The sequence below is a fragment of the Pseudorhizobium marinum genome (assembly GCF_000705355.1).
In the GTDB taxonomy this organism is placed as follows: domain Bacteria; phylum Pseudomonadota; class Alphaproteobacteria; order Rhizobiales; family Rhizobiaceae; genus Neorhizobium; species Neorhizobium pelagicum.
In genome coordinates this window covers 1-16,908 of the sequence record NZ_JMQK01000028.1, presented here as the reverse complement: position 1 = coordinate 16,908, position 16,908 = coordinate 1, and the positions used below count along the sequence as shown (strand labels likewise).

The 16,908-nt window shown below is 54.6% G+C and carries 16 protein-coding genes and 1 pseudogene; 16 read left to right on the top strand and 1 reads right to left on the bottom strand.

Translation table 11 applies throughout. The features are described from left to right. Positions 1-64: 64 nt before the first annotated feature. The 15 genes from EO99_RS0122800 (at position 65) to EO99_RS0122735 (ending at position 15,901) form a co-directional block, all read left to right on the top strand. Positions 65-970, top strand: coding sequence for a nucleotidyltransferase and HEPN domain-containing protein (locus EO99_RS0122800; protein WP_029620873.1), 906 nt, complete (start codon positions 65-67; stop codon positions 968-970). A gap of 190 nt (positions 971-1,160) precedes the next feature. Beyond that, entirely contained in the window at positions 1,161-1,472 is a 312-nt protein-coding gene (locus EO99_RS27030; protein ID WP_077067159.1) for a WGR domain-containing protein, read from the top strand. After that, positions 1,456-1,797: a hypothetical protein gene (locus EO99_RS27705; protein WP_156034972.1), complete on the top strand. Its 342-nt coding sequence runs from the start codon at positions 1,456-1,458 to the stop codon at positions 1,795-1,797. The genes EO99_RS27030 and EO99_RS27705 overlap by 17 nt, the downstream gene beginning before the upstream one ends. Positions 1,798-2,241: 444 nt before the next feature. Continuing rightward, a complete protein-coding gene (locus tag EO99_RS27700; protein ID WP_156034970.1) occupies positions 2,242-2,382 on the top strand; it encodes a hypothetical protein in 141 nt (46 codons plus the stop codon). A gap of 328 nt (positions 2,383-2,710) precedes the next feature. Next, positions 2,711-4,840, top strand: a complete 2,130-nt coding sequence (locus EO99_RS26465; protein ID WP_051680032.1) for a GumC family protein — start codon at positions 2,711-2,713, stop codon at positions 4,838-4,840. Positions 4,841-5,092: 252 nt separating this feature from the next. After that, a complete protein-coding gene (locus EO99_RS27695; RefSeq protein WP_156034968.1) occupies positions 5,093-5,455 on the top strand; it encodes a hypothetical protein in 363 nt (120 codons plus the stop codon). A gap of 389 nt (positions 5,456-5,844) precedes the next feature. Further along, positions 5,845-6,561 carry a sugar transferase gene (locus tag EO99_RS0122775; protein WP_081852172.1) on the top strand — a complete coding sequence of 239 codons (717 nt, stop codon included), beginning with the start codon at positions 5,845-5,847 and terminating at the stop codon, positions 6,559-6,561. Positions 6,562-6,597: 36 nt separating this feature from the next. After that, on the top strand, positions 6,598-7,578 hold the full coding sequence (locus EO99_RS0122770; RefSeq protein WP_051680031.1) for a UDP-glucuronic acid decarboxylase family protein: 981 nt from the start codon (positions 6,598-6,600) through the stop codon (positions 7,576-7,578). Further along, entirely contained in the window at positions 7,575-8,918 is a 1,344-nt protein-coding gene (locus tag EO99_RS0122765) for a UDP-glucose dehydrogenase family protein (RefSeq protein WP_029620868.1), read from the top strand. Before EO99_RS0122770 ends, EO99_RS0122765 begins: the two co-directional genes overlap by 4 nt. A gap of 23 nt (positions 8,919-8,941) precedes the next feature. After that, positions 8,942-10,015 (top strand): NAD-dependent epimerase/dehydratase family protein, encoded by a 1,074-nt coding sequence (locus tag EO99_RS0122760; protein WP_029620867.1) that lies wholly within the window; start codon positions 8,942-8,944, stop codon positions 10,013-10,015. Next, a complete protein-coding gene (locus EO99_RS0122755) occupies positions 10,012-10,815 on the top strand; it encodes a WecB/TagA/CpsF family glycosyltransferase (RefSeq protein ID WP_029620866.1) in 804 nt (267 codons plus the stop codon). Before EO99_RS0122760 ends, EO99_RS0122755 begins: the two co-directional genes overlap by 4 nt. 480 nt (positions 10,816-11,295) lie before the next feature. Then, complete coding sequence (locus EO99_RS27880) at positions 11,296-12,039, top strand: glycosyltransferase (protein WP_077067158.1); 744 nt, start codon at positions 11,296-11,298, stop codon at positions 12,037-12,039. Beyond that, positions 12,036-13,151, top strand: a complete 1,116-nt coding sequence (locus EO99_RS27020) for a glycosyltransferase (protein WP_077067157.1) — start codon at positions 12,036-12,038, stop codon at positions 13,149-13,151. Before EO99_RS27880 ends, EO99_RS27020 begins: the two co-directional genes overlap by 4 nt. Positions 13,152-13,154: 3 nt before the next feature. Then, complete coding sequence (locus EO99_RS0122740) at positions 13,155-14,444, top strand: O-antigen ligase family protein (protein WP_156034966.1); 1,290 nt, start codon at positions 13,155-13,157, stop codon at positions 14,442-14,444. Beyond that, on the top strand, positions 14,441-15,901 hold the full coding sequence (locus tag EO99_RS0122735) for an MOP flippase family protein (RefSeq protein ID WP_029620863.1): 1,461 nt from the start codon (positions 14,441-14,443) through the stop codon (positions 15,899-15,901). The genes EO99_RS0122740 and EO99_RS0122735 overlap by 4 nt, the downstream gene beginning before the upstream one ends. A 56-nt stretch (positions 15,902-15,957) precedes the next feature. Here the strand turns inward: EO99_RS0122735 and EO99_RS28380 are convergent. Further along, positions 15,958-16,062 (bottom strand): annotated as a pseudogene (locus EO99_RS28380) (IS630 family transposase); the annotation flags it as partial. A gap of 239 nt (positions 16,063-16,301) precedes the next feature. On the opposite strand from EO99_RS28380, the gene EO99_RS0122730 reads away from it, so the two are divergent. After that, positions 16,302-16,908, top strand: a 607-nt coding sequence (locus EO99_RS0122730) for a class I SAM-dependent methyltransferase (protein WP_156034964.1), incomplete at its 3' end; no start/stop codon positions are given.

Sequence of the window (16,908 nt, the reverse complement as noted above, 5' to 3'; positions counted from 1 at the left end):
AGAATGCGTCCTTACCCTTTGGTTTTCTTCCATGAACCTAAATTAACTTTCGAATTCCTTGACCATGATGAAATCATCCCTCGACCACATGCCGCTTCGCAAGCAGAGGGAACTCGCTCGGGTTCTGGAGATCCTGCACGAGGAGTTCGAGGATGCTCTCAAAGAGGGGACGGCGGACTTCAAGAAGCGCGGGCGTATCCTGAAGATCATCCTGTTCGGCTCCTATGCCAAAGGCGGTTGGGTCGACGAGCCCTTCACCATGAAGGGCTATCGCTCGGACTTCGACCTGCTGGTCATCGTCAACAACCGCAAGCTCTGCGATTTTGCCGAATACTGGCACAAGGCGGCCGACCGGCTGATCCACGACAAGGCGATTGAAACGCCAGTCAGCTTCATTGTTCACTCCAGGCGCGAGGTGAATAGCTTCCTCAAGGAGGGGCAGTACTTCTTCTCTGACATTCGCAAGGAGGGGATTGTCCTCTATGAACTCGATGATGAACCGCTGGCGGAGCCGGGAGTGCTCTCGCCTGAGGATCGGCTGCGGGTCGCAAGGGAGCATTTTCATGAGCGGTTCTCGCTCTCGCAGACCTTCCTTAAAGTCTCGAAGTTTTGTCTCAGTGAAAGGGACTACAAGGTCGCGTCCTTTGAACTTCATCAATCACTTGAGCAGGCTTATTCCTGCGTCTTGCTGACGCTGACGAACTACGCTCCACCCTCGCACAACATCAAGTTTCTCCGCTCTCTTGCAGAAGAGCAGGATCGGCGTTTAGCAGATGCTTTTCCGCGCGATCAGCATCGCGAACGGGCCTGGTTCAACACCCTGAACGAGGCCTATGTAAAGGCACGGTATTCGAAGCATTTCGAAATCAGCGAGGAAGCGCTTTCCTGGCTGGGCGAGCGCACGGCCGCCCTTCATGATCGCGTGAAACTCGTGTGCGAAGAGCATCTGGCTCGGCTGGATCGCGACTAAGGTCAGTCGAGGGGCCGCTGCGCGATCAGCGGTGTCATCCAGCGACGCTTGCCCGGTTATGGCGTTGATTGCCCAGGCGGCTTGAGCCGCGGCCTCGAGAGGTGATCACATCAAAATCTTGAATCGGTGGCGCTTGATCGATTCATAACTGTCGTTGGACGCTGTCCTCACCATGCGCGATTCTTTGGCCATGAGCCAGCAATCGTATCATGTTCATGTTCGACGCCTTGATGGGGCCAGGAATATGGCCCGCTTCTACGCCCTATCAATTGAGAAGAACCTGTTCGGAGAAGTATCCCTCCTCAGGGCCTGGGGACGGGTTGGCACACGCGGCCAGCAGCGCATCGATCTCTGTCCTGACGAAGAACAGGCTTTGCGCCTGTTCCTGTCGCTGCTGCGGCAAAAGCGGCAACGCGGCTACGCGCCTTGCAACACGCGACCCTTACCGGCCGTGGCCGCCAAATCAAGCAGATCAACAAAGCCGGTTGCATCTGCGCCTTGATAAACCTGTTCCGTTCCGGAGCAGTGTCATTCTCGCTTTAACCTTTCTTGCCAACCTTAACGAGCGGAACCGGTTGCATCGAAGGCTCGATGCTGCTGTTCATGGCGACATGAAAGATTTTACGACAGATCTGATGAATTCCCGCTCGGCTGATGATCGCGCCCTGGAGTTCGATTTCGGAATCCGCGCGCCGGTTCGGCGCCTGGTCGTTCAGCTGGGCGAGAAAGGCTGGTCGCGGGCAGACATCGCCTATGCTCTGCGCGAGATCGCAGAGGAGGTTGAAATGGCCCAAGATCCAGAAGGAATCAGGCGCCCCGCCTCCTAATTGGCCTCACCTTCTGCCGTCCACGACGTTTGGCCGGCAGCTTCGCTTCAGACGGAGCGCAGCTTCCGGAACCTTACTGCGGCAGAGCATTGCGCCTGCTATGCAACCGCGCCAAAATCAACCGACGTCCCAAGACCTGTCGTTAACGTAGGGGTATTCATGTGGTGGCCCCGGCCAAGGGGCTGCGACAACCAAGTGCTATGTGTCTCGGTTCTGGTCAGTTCGCGGCAACTAACAAGGGGGAAAGTACCAGCCGCTGTTCGTCCGCCCCGATCGAGAGACCCGAAAAATACCGGATTTTCAGGGTGGCAGCACCAATTGCTCGAATTGTCGGCTTTGCCACAACACGCTCTTTACCACGCCGGAAGCCTGAAGAACGGTAACCATGAAGTTTTACGACTAAGGAAGGCCTCCAGGCGATGCTACCCACTCAAGGAGAGCATCATGTCCCGTCGTTTCAGAAATCTTCTTTGTGCCTTTGGTGTCTCGATCTCCATGTGGATCATCATCATTCAAGCATCCGTTGCATTCTATGATGTTGTCCGCCCTGGCGTGGACGGCATCACAACGGCAAGCGTCAGATGAAAACTGGATAACCAGCGCGAACTCCAGGTGACGCCGCCAAGCTGGAACGCCTGATGGCGCAGTGCACCACCGGGGCATCGTCTCGGTGCCTTCGCCTTCGGGTGGTTCTAGTCGGATCAAATATCCCAAGGCAGCAAAAACCTCACAAGCTCCCCTTTTTCCGCAGCGCAACACTGCGAGGACTGTCGCGTTCGCGATTAACCAAATATATACCTTCCTCGTGACTCGCGGGGACCAGTCGAGCTAGGACATCCGCTCGTAAGTTAATCGATTGCCCGGTGGCCTGCTCGGATCGCGCGGGTTGTTGCGTTCGCTCCTTGGGAACATCATGAACAACGATATCGATCTGCGCAGTCTGATGGGGATCTTCCGCCGCCAGATCCTGCTCATCCTGTCTTTCGTGGTCGGCTTGACGGCTGTTGCGGCCATTATCGTTTATTCGATCGAGCCGCGCTACTCGGCCTCCGCACTCCTCTTCGTCGATACATCCTCCAAGGATATTCTCGAGGCCGATCCCAGAAGCCAGAATGGCAGCACCGACAATGCGCGGGTGGAGAGTGAAGTTGCCATTGTTGCATCGGACGGCGTTCTCCTCGACGTGATCAATAGCCAGAACCTCGTCGCCGACGAAGAATTCGGGGTTAAAGTCGGGGTGGTCGGCCGTTTTCTGGAGATGATCCGCCTGAAGACTGCGGAACCGCCAAATCCGGCGGAGGCCGTTTCCGGTGTTCTCAACAACTTCCGAAAGGCAGTCAGCGTCAACAGGCGCGGCCTGACCTACCTGATCAACATCTCCGTCACCTCGAAGAGCCCCGAGAAGGCAGCGCTGCTCGCAAACGCCGTGGCCGAAACTTATATCCGCCGGCAGGTCGAATCCAAGGTATCGGCGACTCTTGCCTCACGCGACATTTTGCAGAAACAGGTCGAGAACGCCCGTGCGACCATTGCCGGTAGCGCTCGCAGCGTCGACGAGTTCATCCTTGGCAATATCAGTACGCTTCGGGAGCAAGGCTCTTCCAACGTCGGCCTTCTGTATGACGAACTGACCCGGATCCAACAGGAACGCCGCGAAGGGCTTTCACGGGTAGAATTGATTGACGAGACCCTGAAGCGCAATGATCTTGCCACCCTGGTGCAGAGCCTCGAGACCCAGGCAGCGGAGGAACTGGAGCGGCAACGGCAGGCGCTCGCCGGGCAGTTGGCCTCAGCTTCTCCAGCCAGTGCGATTGATCTTCGCGCCGAACTGCAGAAGCTCGATGAAACGATCGCCGAGGAAGGCCGCCGGGCGCTTAACTCGCTCCGTTCGGAAGTCCAGAACTTTGAACAGGAAGAATCTTCAGTACGATCTAGCCTCACCGACGCGGTCCTGACCAGCAATCTTCCGAACGAGACACTGACGCAGCTCTACAGCCTGCGGCAGACGGCCGAAGGCGCGCGGCGCGAATTCGATAACCTGTCCTCTCGCCTGCAGCGCCTTGATACCCAGGCTGCCTTGCAGATGGCAGACAGTCGGGTGGTCTCAGAGGCGCTGGCTCCCCGTGACGCCTCGTTTCCAAAGAAGAAGCTGATCCTGCCACTGGCTGCTGTCATGGCACTTGGTCTCGGCGTGGGACTGGCTTTCGTGCGAGAGTATTTTGTCGGCGGCTTCACCAATGAGGACCAGGTGGCAACCGTCCTGCGCTTGCCGCTTGCTTCCATCTCACCGCGAGCGACAGAAGGGCCGGGCCCCGACGACGCCGATGGGCACAGCCTTTCGGACATCATCATCCGCTCCCCGCTTTCGATGTTTTCGGAATCGGTGCGCCGCATTCGAGTGGCGATTGACCAGTGCCTCTACAAGAAGAACGGGCAGCGTGACGAAAACAGCGGCGGTACCGTCGTGATGATTTCATCGGCCTTGCCCAATGAAGGGAAGTCGACCATCGCCCTGTCGCTTGCCCGCACCTACGCTCTGTCGGGCAAGCGCACACTGATCATCGACTGCGACCTGCGCAAACCAAGCCTGCACCGGCACCTGGGCCTCGCGCCCGACACCACCCTGGTGACCTACCTGCAGGGCGGCGACGCGGGTTCCCTGCCAAAGCTCACCACCGCCGATCCCCACACGGGGTTGACCGTGGTTCTGGGGGGGCGACGGGGCAATAGCCCAACCGACCAGTTGCTGATGGGGCCGGAGATGGCGAGGCTCATTTCAGTTGCGCGTCGCAACTTCGACTACATCATCCTGGATACACCGCCGATCGAGCCGGTAGTCGACGGCCTCTACCTCGCCCGCCATGCGGATGTTATTGCCTTCGTGGTGAAGTGGGCCGCGACATCGCAGAGCAGTGCGAAACGTGCTGTGGCCGCTTTGCGTGATAGTGCGCCTGACGGGACACCCCTCCTGGCTGTTCTCAACCAGCAGGAACGCGCAAAACTATTGGGGTATTCTTCTTACTCTGACTATTACGTCGAATGAGGACGCAATCGCGTTCAGGATCCAATACATCATTCACAGCATGCAATATATTCGCGCAGTGTTTAAGCCATTTGCATTACGCCGGCAGCAAGAGCGCTAGAGTTAACCTCGACTTAAAATACCACATGACCCATTGCATTTTCCGCCGGTTGTGGCATATACGAAGTAAGTAAAGGTCGATCTTTTGGCTGATCCCGGCTCCATATTATGAAGAGTGGCTGCATCAGGCCGTACAACAACAAGGAAGAAATTATGAGTGCATTTTCCAAATCGCGCCTTTTGTTTACGGCCGCCACCATCGCTGCGGCAGTAACCTTTTCTGCGCCTGCGTTTGCGCAGGTTCCTTCAACGCCCGCTGAAGTGAGCGCTGCGGTCAGTGCAGCCGCCGCAAACGGAGCAACCGCCGCCGAAATTGCCGCCATCGTGAGGGTGGCTGTCGTTGCCAATCCTGCCGCTGCCGCTGCAATTACGCGAGCAGCTGTGGCAGCAAACCCTGCAGCTGCCCCCGAGATTGCTGCCGCTGCAATTGCGGCCGCCCCAGAAGCAGCTGATGAGATCGCATCAGCGGCAGCAGCAACCAGCCCATCTGAGGCCACTGCTGCTTCCGCAAACTAATTCGCATTAGAGACGCACCAGTCCGAACGGCCCGCCTGTTAGCGGGCCGTTTCCTTTTATGGATTCGACTTTTCAGCTGAAGACTTAGGTGCGTCGGCGTGAAGAATACTTTGGGAGAGATTATTCGCTGCCTAATGAAGATCCCTCCGAATTCGTTTTTTAGAGCCTATTGAAGTACAACCTCTTGCCCGTTTGAGCCTCCAGGCGGTTTGGCTGAGTACGGCCGCTCGTATGCTGCATAGATCGCCACACGCCCAATATATGTTGCCTGATTAATACACTCCAACGCTCGGATTAACCAATACTCCGAAATAGGTAGAAAGCAATTTGCACTGCAACAAATTATAGAATATGTTAATACCATGTTAACGAGGTAGTGAGTAACGACCATGATGGAAGCACGCGCATACGCTGATCCCGCCACGGAATCCCCTCGCCACTTCCGCTCACCTGTCGCTGGTCTACTTTCGCCAAGTGGGGTGGCGGCACCTGCTTTGCCAAAGCGTCAACTTGCCATCAAACGTGCGGTTGATTTGACCGTATCGGCATTTGCGCTGGTGTTGCTTCTTCCACTTTTCGTACTCGTTGCAGTATTGATCAAGCTTGAGAGCCCCGGCCCGGTCCTATTCACGCAGACCCGTTGGGGCCAAGGCGGGTCACGCATCAAGGTCTTCAAGTTCCGATCAATGCGAACCGACCTGTGCGATGCGTCGGGCGTAGCGCAGACGGTTGAAGGCGATCCTCGTGTCACACGCGTTGGGAAACTCATCAGAAAGACGAACGTCGACGAGCTCCCGCAACTCCTCAACGTGCTTTTTGGCGACATGTCGCTTGTGGGGCCAAGATGCCACCCGGTCGGGATGCTGGCTGCCGGCGTTCCCTACGAGGTCTTGGTTCCGACCTATCATGAGCGGCACGCATTGAAGCCGGGCATCACAGGTCTCGCGCAGGTGCGTGGGTTCAGAGGTCCAACCACGCGCACCTCCAAAGCAAGAGCCCGCATCTACTCCGACCTCTACTACGTTCGCAACTTCAGCCTCTTGCTGGACATCAAAATCCTATTCTGGACCGTCGCCTCCGAACTGAAGGGCGGCACCGGGTTTTAATCTCTGAAGCAAACTGTCTTCAGGAGCGGGGACTTCATGAAAAATGTATTGATCACCGGTGGCGCCGGGTTTCTAGGGGCCCACCTCTGCGAACGTGTGCTTGCTGCCGGCAATCGGGTTATCTGCCTGGATAACCTCTATACGGGCTCGAAAGCAAATATTGAGCATTTTCTGTCTCATCCCAACTTCCAGTTCCGGGAGTGGGACGTCTGCGACCCTCTCGATATTGAAGTAGACGAAATCTACAATTTTGCTTGTCCGGCCTCTCCGCCGCATTATCAAGCCGATCCTGTCCGCACGATGAAGATCAGCGTTCTTGGCGCTCTCAATATGCTGGACCTGGCCAAGAAGTATGGTGCCAAGATTATTCAGGCCTCCACGTCTGAGATTTATGGCGATCCGCTGGTTCACCCCCAGACGGAATCCTACTGGGGCAACGTCAACTCGATCGGCATCCGTGCATGCTACGATGAAGGCAAACGAGCAGCGGAGACTTTGTTTTACGACTACCATCGGCAGTACGGCGTCAACATTCGCGTCGTTCGCATTTTTAACACCTATGGTCCGGGCATGAACGCCGAAGATGGCCGAGTTGTCTCCAATTTTATCGTGCAGGCGCTCAAGGGAGAGGACCTGACGATCTATGGCGATGGTAGCCAGACCCGATCTTTCTGCTATCGCGACGATCTCGTCGAGGGGATCATCCGTTTGATGAATGCGCCGGACGAAGTCACTTTCCCGGTCAATATCGGAAATCCGAATGAATTCACAGTTCGGCAGCTCGCGGAGATCGTACTTGAGCTGACGGGTTCCAAGTCGCAGTTGATTTTACTACCCCTCCCCCAGGATGACCCCACACAACGGTGCCCAGATATTTCGCGGGCCCAGGACCATTTGGCTTGGCAGCCGAACGTGGAACTTAGGGAAGGGATTTTGAGAACAATCGAGTATTTTAATGATCAACTTTCCAATTTTAACCGTCTCAACAGAGCGTCTCGCGTGGAGGCAAGTGCATGAAGATCACAGTTATTGGATCCGGATACGTCGGTCTCGTTGCAGGTACCTGCTTTGCAGAAATCGGTCACGATGTGGTGTGTGTTGACAACGACCCTCGCAAGATCGAGGCTCTCAAGCAGGGCCAAGTTCCGATCTATGAGCCCGGCCTTGACGCACTGGTCAAGAAGAACCACGAGACGGGACGGCTGAATTTTACGGCCGATCTTGCTGACGCACTCAACGGCGCTCATGCGGCTTTCATCGCAGTAGGCACACCGCCCCGACCCACCGACGGCCATGCAGACATGAAATATGTCTATGCAGTCGCTCGTGAGATATCAGAGAAAGCAACCGGAGATCTGGTCGTCGTCAACAAGTCGACCGTACCGGTGGGCACGGGAGACGAGGTGGAGCAGATCCTTCTCAAGGCTCATCGCCCTTTTAAGTTGGCCGTGGTCTCGAACCCGGAGTTTCTCCGCGAAGGCGTAGCTATCGACGACTTCATGCGCCCGGATCGGGTCGTCATCGGAAGCGAGAATGATTGGGCGAAGAAGATCGTGTCGGCGATCTACGAAGTTGACGGTCTCGCAGGCGCCAACATTGTCCACACCTCCAGGCGCTCCGCAGAACTGATCAAATATGCAGCCAACGCTTTTCTGGCGATGAAGATCACGTTCATTAACGAGATTGCTGACCTTTGCGAGGCCGTGGGCGGCGATATCCGGCATGTGGCAAACGGTGTTGGACTTGACAGCCGCATCGGCTCGAAGTTCCTGAACGCCGGCCCTGGCTACGGCGGGTCCTGCTTCCCGAAGGACACGTTGGCACTTTCCAAGACCGCACGCGATCACCGCGTCCAACTGAGGACAATCGAAACGGTTATCCAGGTCAACGACAATCGCAAGAGAGCAATGGCGCTCAGGGTCCTTGATGCATGCGGAGGATCAGTACACGGCAAGACGATCGCGGTGCTTGGTCTGGCTTTCAAAGCTGACACCGACGACATGCGGGACTCGCCTGCCATACCTGTCATTCAGGCTCTGCAGGATTTTGGTGCAACCGTGCGTGCCTATGATCCCGAGGCAATGGAGAATGCAGCGAAGATCTTCCACGACGTGACGTTCTGCGAAGACGCGTTCTCAGCATCAAACGGGGCCGATGCTGTCATCGTCCTCACCGAATGGGACCAGTTCAAAACAATCGATTTGAAGCAACTGAAGAAGCAGGTCGCCGCACCGCTGGTTATCGATCTTAGGAATGTTATGCCTGAGGACGCTGTCGTCGCCGCGGGGTTTGAATACTGGTGCATCGGCAGGACGGGCAGCACCACCAGTCTACAACACTCCATCGCAGCAGAGTAAGCGGAAAATTACGGGGAATTACTATGGCTATCGCACTTGTAACCGGAGCCGGTGGGCTCATCGGATCGGAGGCAGTGAGCTTCCTTATCGACAAGGGAATGGATGTCGTCGGCATTGACAATGACATGCGATCTTACTTTTTTGGCGCAGACGCATCGACGAAATGGCGAGTTGCCGAGCTCGAACAGTCACATAAGCGCTACCGTCATGCCTCCATTGACATACGTGACTTCGACGCCCTCAACGCACTTTTTGCCGATCTCGGTGATGACCTGACCCTAATCATTCACGCGGCGGCGCAGCCCTCCCATGACTGGGCCGCAAAAGAACCTTTCACAGATTTCGGCGTAAACGCAGTCGGCACCCTCAACATGCTTGAAGCCACTCGACGCAATGCGCCTCAAGCCGCCTTTATCTTCATGTCGACAAACAAGGTATACGGCGACACTCCGAATTTCTTGCCGCTTGTCGAAACCGAAACCCGCTGGGAGATTGATGGAAGCCATCCCTACTTCGAGAAGGGCATCGATGAATCAATGAGCATCGATCAGTGCACCCATTCGCTCTTTGGAGCCTCGAAGGTCTCCGCAGACATTCTGGTTCAAGAGTACGGGCGCTACTTTGGGATGAATACCGCGTGTTTCAGAGGCGGCTGCCTCACAGGTGGCGGTCATTCAGGCTCGCAGTTACACGGCTTCCTCGCATACCTCATGAAATGCACCGTCACCGGCAACCCCTATACAATTTTTGGCTACAAGGGTAAGCAGGTCCGCGACAACATCCATTCTTACGACCTCGTGAATGCTCTTTGGCAGTTCGCCTCCTCACCCAAGCCAGGCAGAGTTTACAATATTGGCGGAAGCCGATTCGCTAATTGCTCAATGATCGAAGCAATTCAGATGTGCGAGCAGATTGCTGGCAAAAAACTTGATCACAGCTACTCAGACCAGAACCGCATTGGCGATCACATCTGGTGGATCAGCGACATCACGGCGTTCCAACGCGATTATCCCGATTTCTCCCTGAAGTACGACATACAGTCGACCCTTCAGGACATTCACGATGCAGGCAAGCCTCGCTGGAATAAAAGCGCATGATTGACAAAGGGAAGGTCAACATCATTGGTGTGGATGTGAACGTCGTAGATTACGACGGTGCTGTCGCAAAAATCGTACACGCAGCGAAAACTAAGACGCAATTCGGTGTATCGGCGTTAGCCGTTCACGGGGTGATGACGGGCGCGATGGATCCCGAGCACAGACACCGCCTGAATTCACTCGAGCTGGTCACACCGGACGGTCAGCCAGTCCGGTGGGCAATGAAGTTCCTCTATGGGGTATCCCTTCCTGATCGGGTATATGGTCCCAACCTGACTCTCGACGTTTGCAAGGCGGCGGCCGATGAAGGTCTATCAATCTATCTCTATGGCAGTCGTGAAGAAGTACTCGAACGTTGGATCAGTAATCTGGGGAAGCTTTATCCGGCGCTTAGGATTGCGGGCCATGAGCCTTCAAAGTTCAGAAAGCTATCCGCATCCGAAAACGATGAGATGATCAATCGCATACAAGCGTCTGGAGCAGATATCGTATTCGTGGGGCTTGGCTGCCCCCGTCAGGAAGTCTTTGTCTACGAGAACAAAGGTCGCCTTTCGTTGCCGATGCTTGCAGTGGGAGCGGCCTTCGATTTTCATGCCGGCCTGCTTCCCCAGGCGCCAAAATGGATGCAGGATCGAGGCTTGGAATGGCTCTTTCGGCTTCGCCAGGAGCCGAAGCGGCTCTGGCGCCGCTACCTGCACCTGAACCCCTTGTATGTCCGCAAAGTGCTCCAGCAGAAAATCGGAGCGCATAAGATGGTACCAGACCATCCTCATCAGCCCTCCGAGATGAGGTATGGTTGACCTGCCAAGTATTCCTCTTGAAGACCTAGCGGGTTCCGCCTAATGCGCATTCTGATGTTACACAACCGCTATGCTGCCCCTGGCGGCGAGGACATTTCAACACGGGTAGAGGCAGATATGCTGCGGTCGTACGGTCACGATGTGGACCTATGGGAGCTATCGAATGCTAGCATCTCAGGGAAAAACATCGTGTCAACGGCAGTCAACTCGGTATGGTCGCGAGCGAGCGCGAAAGCACTGGAAGATCGGCTAAGGACAGATCAGTTCGATATCCTTCACGTTCAAAACTTCTTTCCGCAGTTTTCCCCAATTGTCCATCGGATCGCACGTCAACATGGGGTAGCATCAATTCAGCATCTGCGGAATTATCGTTACACCTGTGTTAACGCGAGCTTATACAGGTCGAATGCTCCGTGCTTCGCTTGCGTTGGGAGCGCAATTCCCTGGAAGGGTGTCGCACGCGGCTGCTATCGAGACAGCATGATTGGCAGTGCGGTAGTGGCGACTATGTTAGGGGTCCATAAAGCCCTCGGCACATGGACTGGCTGCGTAAGCCGGTACATTGCTATCTCGGATTTTGTAAAAGAGATACACGTTAAGGCCGGTCTTCCGGCAGACAAAATTACTGTACGATCAAACATTGTTCCTGCATTTGACTCCGCTATCCAATCAACAAGGGAGCGGCGAGATGTCGTCGTCATAGCTAGGTTGGTGCCTGAAAAAGGCGTGGCCACAGCAATAGCTGCTTGGAAACAGATACAGAGCGACGGACACCGCCTTCGAATCATCGGCGGGGGCCCCCAAGAGGAAGAGTTGCGGTCACTGACAGAAAAGGATTCAACGGTCGTTTTCATGGGACAGATCAAGTCTGAGCAGGTCCGGGAAGAAATGAAACGTGCCCGTCTGACAATAGTACCTTCCCTTTGGGCCGAACCATTCGGAAGGACTGCTTTAGAATCAATGGCCGCTGGAACACCTGTCTTAGCGAGCCGTGTTGGCGGATTACCGGACGTTGTCGGGCACTGCAACGCCAATAGCCTTTTCAATGCTGGAGACGAAATGGATCTTGCTGCAAAACTACAGCCACTGCTGTCATCAGACCTGGCATGGCATCAGGTCATGGTCCAACAGCAAGAGCGATATTCCCGCTTGTACAATCAGGAACGTCTGTATCGGGAGACGCTCGAAATTTATCAATCTTGCTGTGCTGAGGTGAAGCTATGAACACCATCTCGGTTTTTGCTAAAACGATCCTCCCGCTATCTCAGACTTTCGTGCGGGACCATATCTTGGGCATACAAAACTTCCCCGTTGAGGTGTTAACCTGTCGCAACAGTGAGCCTTCTCGAATCTTGCCGATGTCAGCGGTGGAAATGGGTGGGAACAGACGTGAGGCGTGGTTAAGTGCCCTTACGGGCCGGGTAAATAAAGATGCTTCTGAAGTGCTGGATCGGTCATCCCTAGTACACGCACACTTCTTGACAGACGCGGCGTTCGTATACGCAGCAACTTCTAGACGGCAAATACCCCTGGTCGTCACAGCCCATGGCTTTGATGCGACAGCGTACAGGAGCGCACGTCTTAGGGAGAGGACAGGAATAATCAGCGAATTTCGCCGCAAATCGATTATTGACTATGCGTCGAGTATAATTTGCCCATCTAATTATATCGCCGATTGCCTTGAATTTGAGAGCAATGTTCCACGAGGTAAATTAGACGTTATACACAACGGCGTGGCTGATCGGTTCTTTAATCACCCCCTGTCCGCGACTAATCCGAACTGCCTCTTCGTCGGACGACTCGTCGAGAAAAAGGGATGCCACCATCTCTTAGCGGCATGGGCGCCTGTTCATAGACAGCATCCCGATGCCGTGCTTCACATTATAGGTACTGGACCGGATGAAAAAGCTCTAAAGGAAGCGGCCCGACCTCTGGGAGGTTCGGTTCTTTTCCATGGCGCCAAGCCTCATGAGTTCGTGGAAGCTATGATTGTCAAGGCAAGAGTTGTGGCCGTCCCAAGTAGTCGTGCCCGGACTGGTGACAATGAGGGACTTCCTATCATCTGCCTAGAAGCCATGGCCGCCGGAAAGCCATTGGTGTGCTTCCGTCAGGGCCCACTGCTGGAGACAATACGAGAAGGCGCCTCTGGATTGTTCGCAAAGGAGGGCGACGCGTTGGACCTAGCGGATAAAATCGGATTTTTCCTAGCTAGCCAAGAGGTGAGCCATCAATATGGAAAATCCGCAAGAGAGAGGGCGTTGGCTAAGTTCACGCTCAACGCCCAAATGAAAAATATCGAAGCGGTCTACAAGCGCATTTTATATGCAGAGGCTTGAGTAGTGAAGGTTTCTGCGTCAGGCGAGTCAAACAGCACAATGCCGCTGCTTTCGCCATCTTTTATACTTTTCGCGTTATTTTTTGGTTCGTTTACCGGGCTGACGATATTCTCGCCGGAGCATGTCAGCACTAAGATCGTATATCAAGATTCGGGCCGGTTTATTACGCAGATTTATTTCCCGCTATTCTTTGCGCTCGCTGTGTTCTCGTGTAGACAATCCAACGTCGTTGCAAGGAGGCTTGCGAAGGTCTGGCCGCTTCTCCTGATCGCCGTTATGATGATGTTCTCCGGCCTTTTCTCCACAGATCCCGCCACGTCTCTTCGACGCTCCATACTGTCTCTCATTTTCATTTCTGGCGTCGCTCTTACAGTGCCGCAATTATCGCCGAAGGACGTCGTCCGTTCCGGTGCATATGCGAGCCTTGCAGTCACTGCTCTTAACTTCATCGCTGTATTTGCGCTTGGCGGAATTCATTTGTCGGAGTACCCAGGCGCTTGGCGGGGGATCTATCCACATAAAAATCTAGCGGGCGCTAGTGCAGCAGTTTCTGTACTGCTTTTATGGACGCAGGGCGCAGGAACCACGAAGGCTCGCTGGCTGTGGTATGCCGCGAGCAGCGCCTCATTTTTGTTCTTGTGGATGACGGAATCTAAAACCGCGATCGGTATGCTTGTACCCTCGGTCGTACTTGGACAACTAAGCATGTACTTTCTCAGGTACCGATTCGTACTGCGGAGCGTGGCATACATCCTTATACTGGGCTCAATTGCTGCGGCAGCGGCTCTGCCATGGTGGGGGCCCGTGGGTGCGGGGCTATTGGGAATCGACCCGACGTTTACGGGTCGAACCGACGTGTGGAACGTGGTACTCTATAGCGTAGAGCAGCGGCCTTGGACTGGATGGGGCTTCGGAGTATTCTTCGAACCCGGCGGGGGTTCGCCATATTTCAAGCTGGTAGACACCGATTTCCTCCGGGCCGTCGGGCATGCACACAGCGGCTTCATGAACATCTTGGCGGAAGGGGGGTGGGGCGCATTGATCTTCACTTTGGTGGCAATTTCCGTTCCCATCGTTCGATATCATCCCACAGCCGATGAAAACTATAGCGTTTTGTCTGGCCTACTCGCACTGTGGTTCTTCGCAATTTTCCGCAACGCGCTGGAAGGTGACCTCTTTCAAGCGCTCCGTCCGACGTGGATTATTATTCTAGCCGTTTTGCTGCTGTGTACCGGAAGACGAGAGATGCAGCATGAGCGACCCGCCTGCGACATCAGACGAAGCTTTCCATGAGTGTGCGAGGACAAGCCTTCAGCGCGGTCCGATGGACCGCTACAGCGAATCTGGTTAGATCAGGATTGGCTTTTGCTCAAATTGCTGTACTGGCACGCCTACTCAGTCCCGAACAACTCGGCGCTCTGGCAATAGTTATCGCCGTCACGAATATCACAACGATGTTTGCGGACTTCGGCATAAGCAGCGCTCTAGTGTTTTATCGAGACACCACAAAGCATGAAAGATCCAGTATATATTGGCTGGGCATCGTGACAGCGTCGGTGATTGCTCTTTCTTTGGCTGCGCTATCATCACCAATTTCTGAGTTTTTTAGGGCGCCCGCGCTCGCCTTGCCGATCGCTATGATGGGGGCAGTGATTGTAATAAATGCGGCAGGGATGCAGTTACGAATTCTCGCGGAACGAGAGCTCGAGTTCGCAAGAGTTGCACAGATCGAGATTTCAGCTAACTTTATCGGTGTTGTATTTATAATATACTTTTCTTGGGCTAGCCTCGGCGTCTATGCGATAGTATTTGGGCAAATCATCATTGCCACCATCACGTCGGCAGGTGCTTGGCTGGCTTGGGCAGGTCGATGGAGACCGCAATTTCACTTCCAGTACAAAGAATGTCGTCGTTTCTTGAAATTCGGTTTGAACGTGCTAGCAGTCAACGTAGTGAACGCTATCGCCTTGAACGCGGACATATTTATCGTCGGACGTCTCGTCTCACCCCAAGCGCTGGCTTTTTACTCCCAACCGAGAGACATCTGCCTAAAGATCATGTTTGCGGTCAATCCCGTGATAACTCGCGTAACCTTTCCACTGTTGGCGCAACGATCGAGCGACAAGAAGCAGGTCGGGCGGATTTATATCTCTGTTTTAAGGATGACCGCGACAGTCAACTTTGCGCTCTATGGGGCACTATCACTGCTGGCTCCAGAATTAGTTGCTCTTATACTGGGCGATAATTGGAGCGAAGCAGCTCATTTTCTACGTTGGATGGCGGTCTGGTGCGCCGTCCGTAGCTTGGGCAACCCAATTGGCAGCCTACTCTACGCCTTGGGGCGGACGGATCTAGCATTTAAGGCCTCTACGGCTGTATTATTGGGGATTTTAGTATTTGTTGGAGTCGCCTGTTATGTTGACGTGCGGGCCGTACCCTTTGCCCTCATCGGTCTCTTCGCCGTCGTGTCCTTAGGGCAATGGGCGTTTATACTGAGACCATTGTGTGAGGTGGGGGGGCGGGAATATTTGCTAGCTGTAGGGTCACCACTTTGTGCGATCACGATTACGGTGGCCCTCACCGGCTTTCTCGTTGGTTCATTGTCGGACCTATCTCGAATAGCAGTTGCGGCGGGCATTGGTACTACGTGCTACGCAGCTATGAGCTTTGTCTTCAATCGACGCGCTGTTGTGGATATAATGGGGTTTCTTTCGCCAAAATCGTCGAACCATAAGGAAGGGCCCGAATAGAACAAGCGTCCGAGATGGACGGACCCTAGCTCTATGCTAGCTAGAGCACGTCCACTTTACTTGGGGGCATATCCGCATGATTTGGAGTAGTTGGCGCGTTCTTGCGGTTCGAACAGTGTGACGATCTGGCCGACCGTGTTCCATAAGCCGTCAACCGTACGTGACCTGCCACTTAACTTTCATCCGGCTGCGATTGGAGCCTCGGCGGTTTTTTGAACCGCCCCCCAACGTTGGACCAGCGGACGCTAGAGTTTTCCGGATTCAGTCAGGGAGGCGGTTCAAAAATGATCTGCCCCTTCAAACTGGACCAATTTGAAGGGGTCAGATCAGCACCTCGCGCATTGACCGCGTTTTGGTGCCGTGCATTACTGGGGAGATACTATTTTGCTTGGAGGGGCAATTGTCGATTATCGAGAACTGGTCGCCCAGTAAGGCTGAGTATCGCCGCGGAAAGTGGCGTGCTTCCCGCGATAGAAAGCAAGTACATATCACTTCCCGCATCAATGCCGACCGCATTATCGCAGGGTACGAGTACGCGATTAAAAAGTATGCGAAAGGCGATTTGGTGGATCTTGGGTGCGGCCAAAAGCCGTATGGTGGGATTTACAGCCCGCTCGTCAGCAGAAGCATTGGGGTGGATTGGGAGTCCAGTTTGCATGACAACCGCCATGTTGACGTTTTCTCTGACCTTAACGAGAACGTCGATCTTCCTGATGACTCTGCGGATACTATCTTATGCACGGATGTGCTCGAGCACATTTTTAACCCGCTTAGGCTATGGGATGAGATGGCTCGAATAGCGCGAGACGAAGCCATTTTAATCGTTGGCGTGCCCTTTTTCTATTGGCTCCACGAGGAGCCGCACGATCATCACCGTTACACTCGCCATGCTCTCCGCCGCTATGCCACTGAAGCCAAATTTGAGGTTGTGGAAATTTGGGCTGTAGGCGGATACCCACATGTTTTCGCTGATCTCGGTAATCCCCCCATTCTTGACGGGGCTCCGC

Bases quoted from the DNA above. Each gene is read 5' to 3' on its own strand.
- EO99_RS27030 (WP_077067159.1), top strand. From the start codon at position 1,161: ATGAGCCAGCAATCGTATCATGTTCATGTTCGACGCCTTGATGGGGCC.
- EO99_RS27695 (WP_156034968.1), top strand. From the start codon at position 5,093: ATGAGTGCATTTTCCAAATCGCGCCTTTTGTTTACGGCCGCCACCATC.
- EO99_RS27700 (WP_156034970.1), top strand. From the start codon at position 2,242: ATGTCCCGTCGTTTCAGAAATCTTCTTTGTGCCTTTGGTGTCTCGATC.
- EO99_RS0122735 (WP_029620863.1), top strand. From the start codon at position 14,441: ATGAGTGTGCGAGGACAAGCCTTCAGCGCGGTCCGATGGACCGCTACA.
- EO99_RS0122765 (WP_029620868.1), top strand. From the start codon at position 7,575: ATGAAGATCACAGTTATTGGATCCGGATACGTCGGTCTCGTTGCAGGT.
- EO99_RS0122770 (WP_051680031.1), top strand. From the start codon at position 6,598: ATGAAAAATGTATTGATCACCGGTGGCGCCGGGTTTCTAGGGGCCCAC.
- EO99_RS0122775 (WP_081852172.1), top strand. From the start codon at position 5,845: ATGATGGAAGCACGCGCATACGCTGATCCCGCCACGGAATCCCCTCGC.
- EO99_RS27020 (WP_077067157.1), top strand. From the start codon at position 12,036: ATGAACACCATCTCGGTTTTTGCTAAAACGATCCTCCCGCTATCTCAG.
- EO99_RS0122800 (WP_029620873.1), top strand. From the start codon at position 65: ATGATGAAATCATCCCTCGACCACATGCCGCTTCGCAAGCAGAGGGAA.
- EO99_RS26465 (WP_051680032.1), top strand. From the start codon at position 2,711: ATGAACAACGATATCGATCTGCGCAGTCTGATGGGGATCTTCCGCCGC.
- EO99_RS0122760 (WP_029620867.1), top strand. From the start codon at position 8,942: ATGGCTATCGCACTTGTAACCGGAGCCGGTGGGCTCATCGGATCGGAG.
- EO99_RS0122755 (WP_029620866.1), top strand. From the start codon at position 10,012: ATGATTGACAAAGGGAAGGTCAACATCATTGGTGTGGATGTGAACGTC.
- EO99_RS27880 (WP_077067158.1), top strand. From the start codon at position 11,296: ATGATTGGCAGTGCGGTAGTGGCGACTATGTTAGGGGTCCATAAAGCC.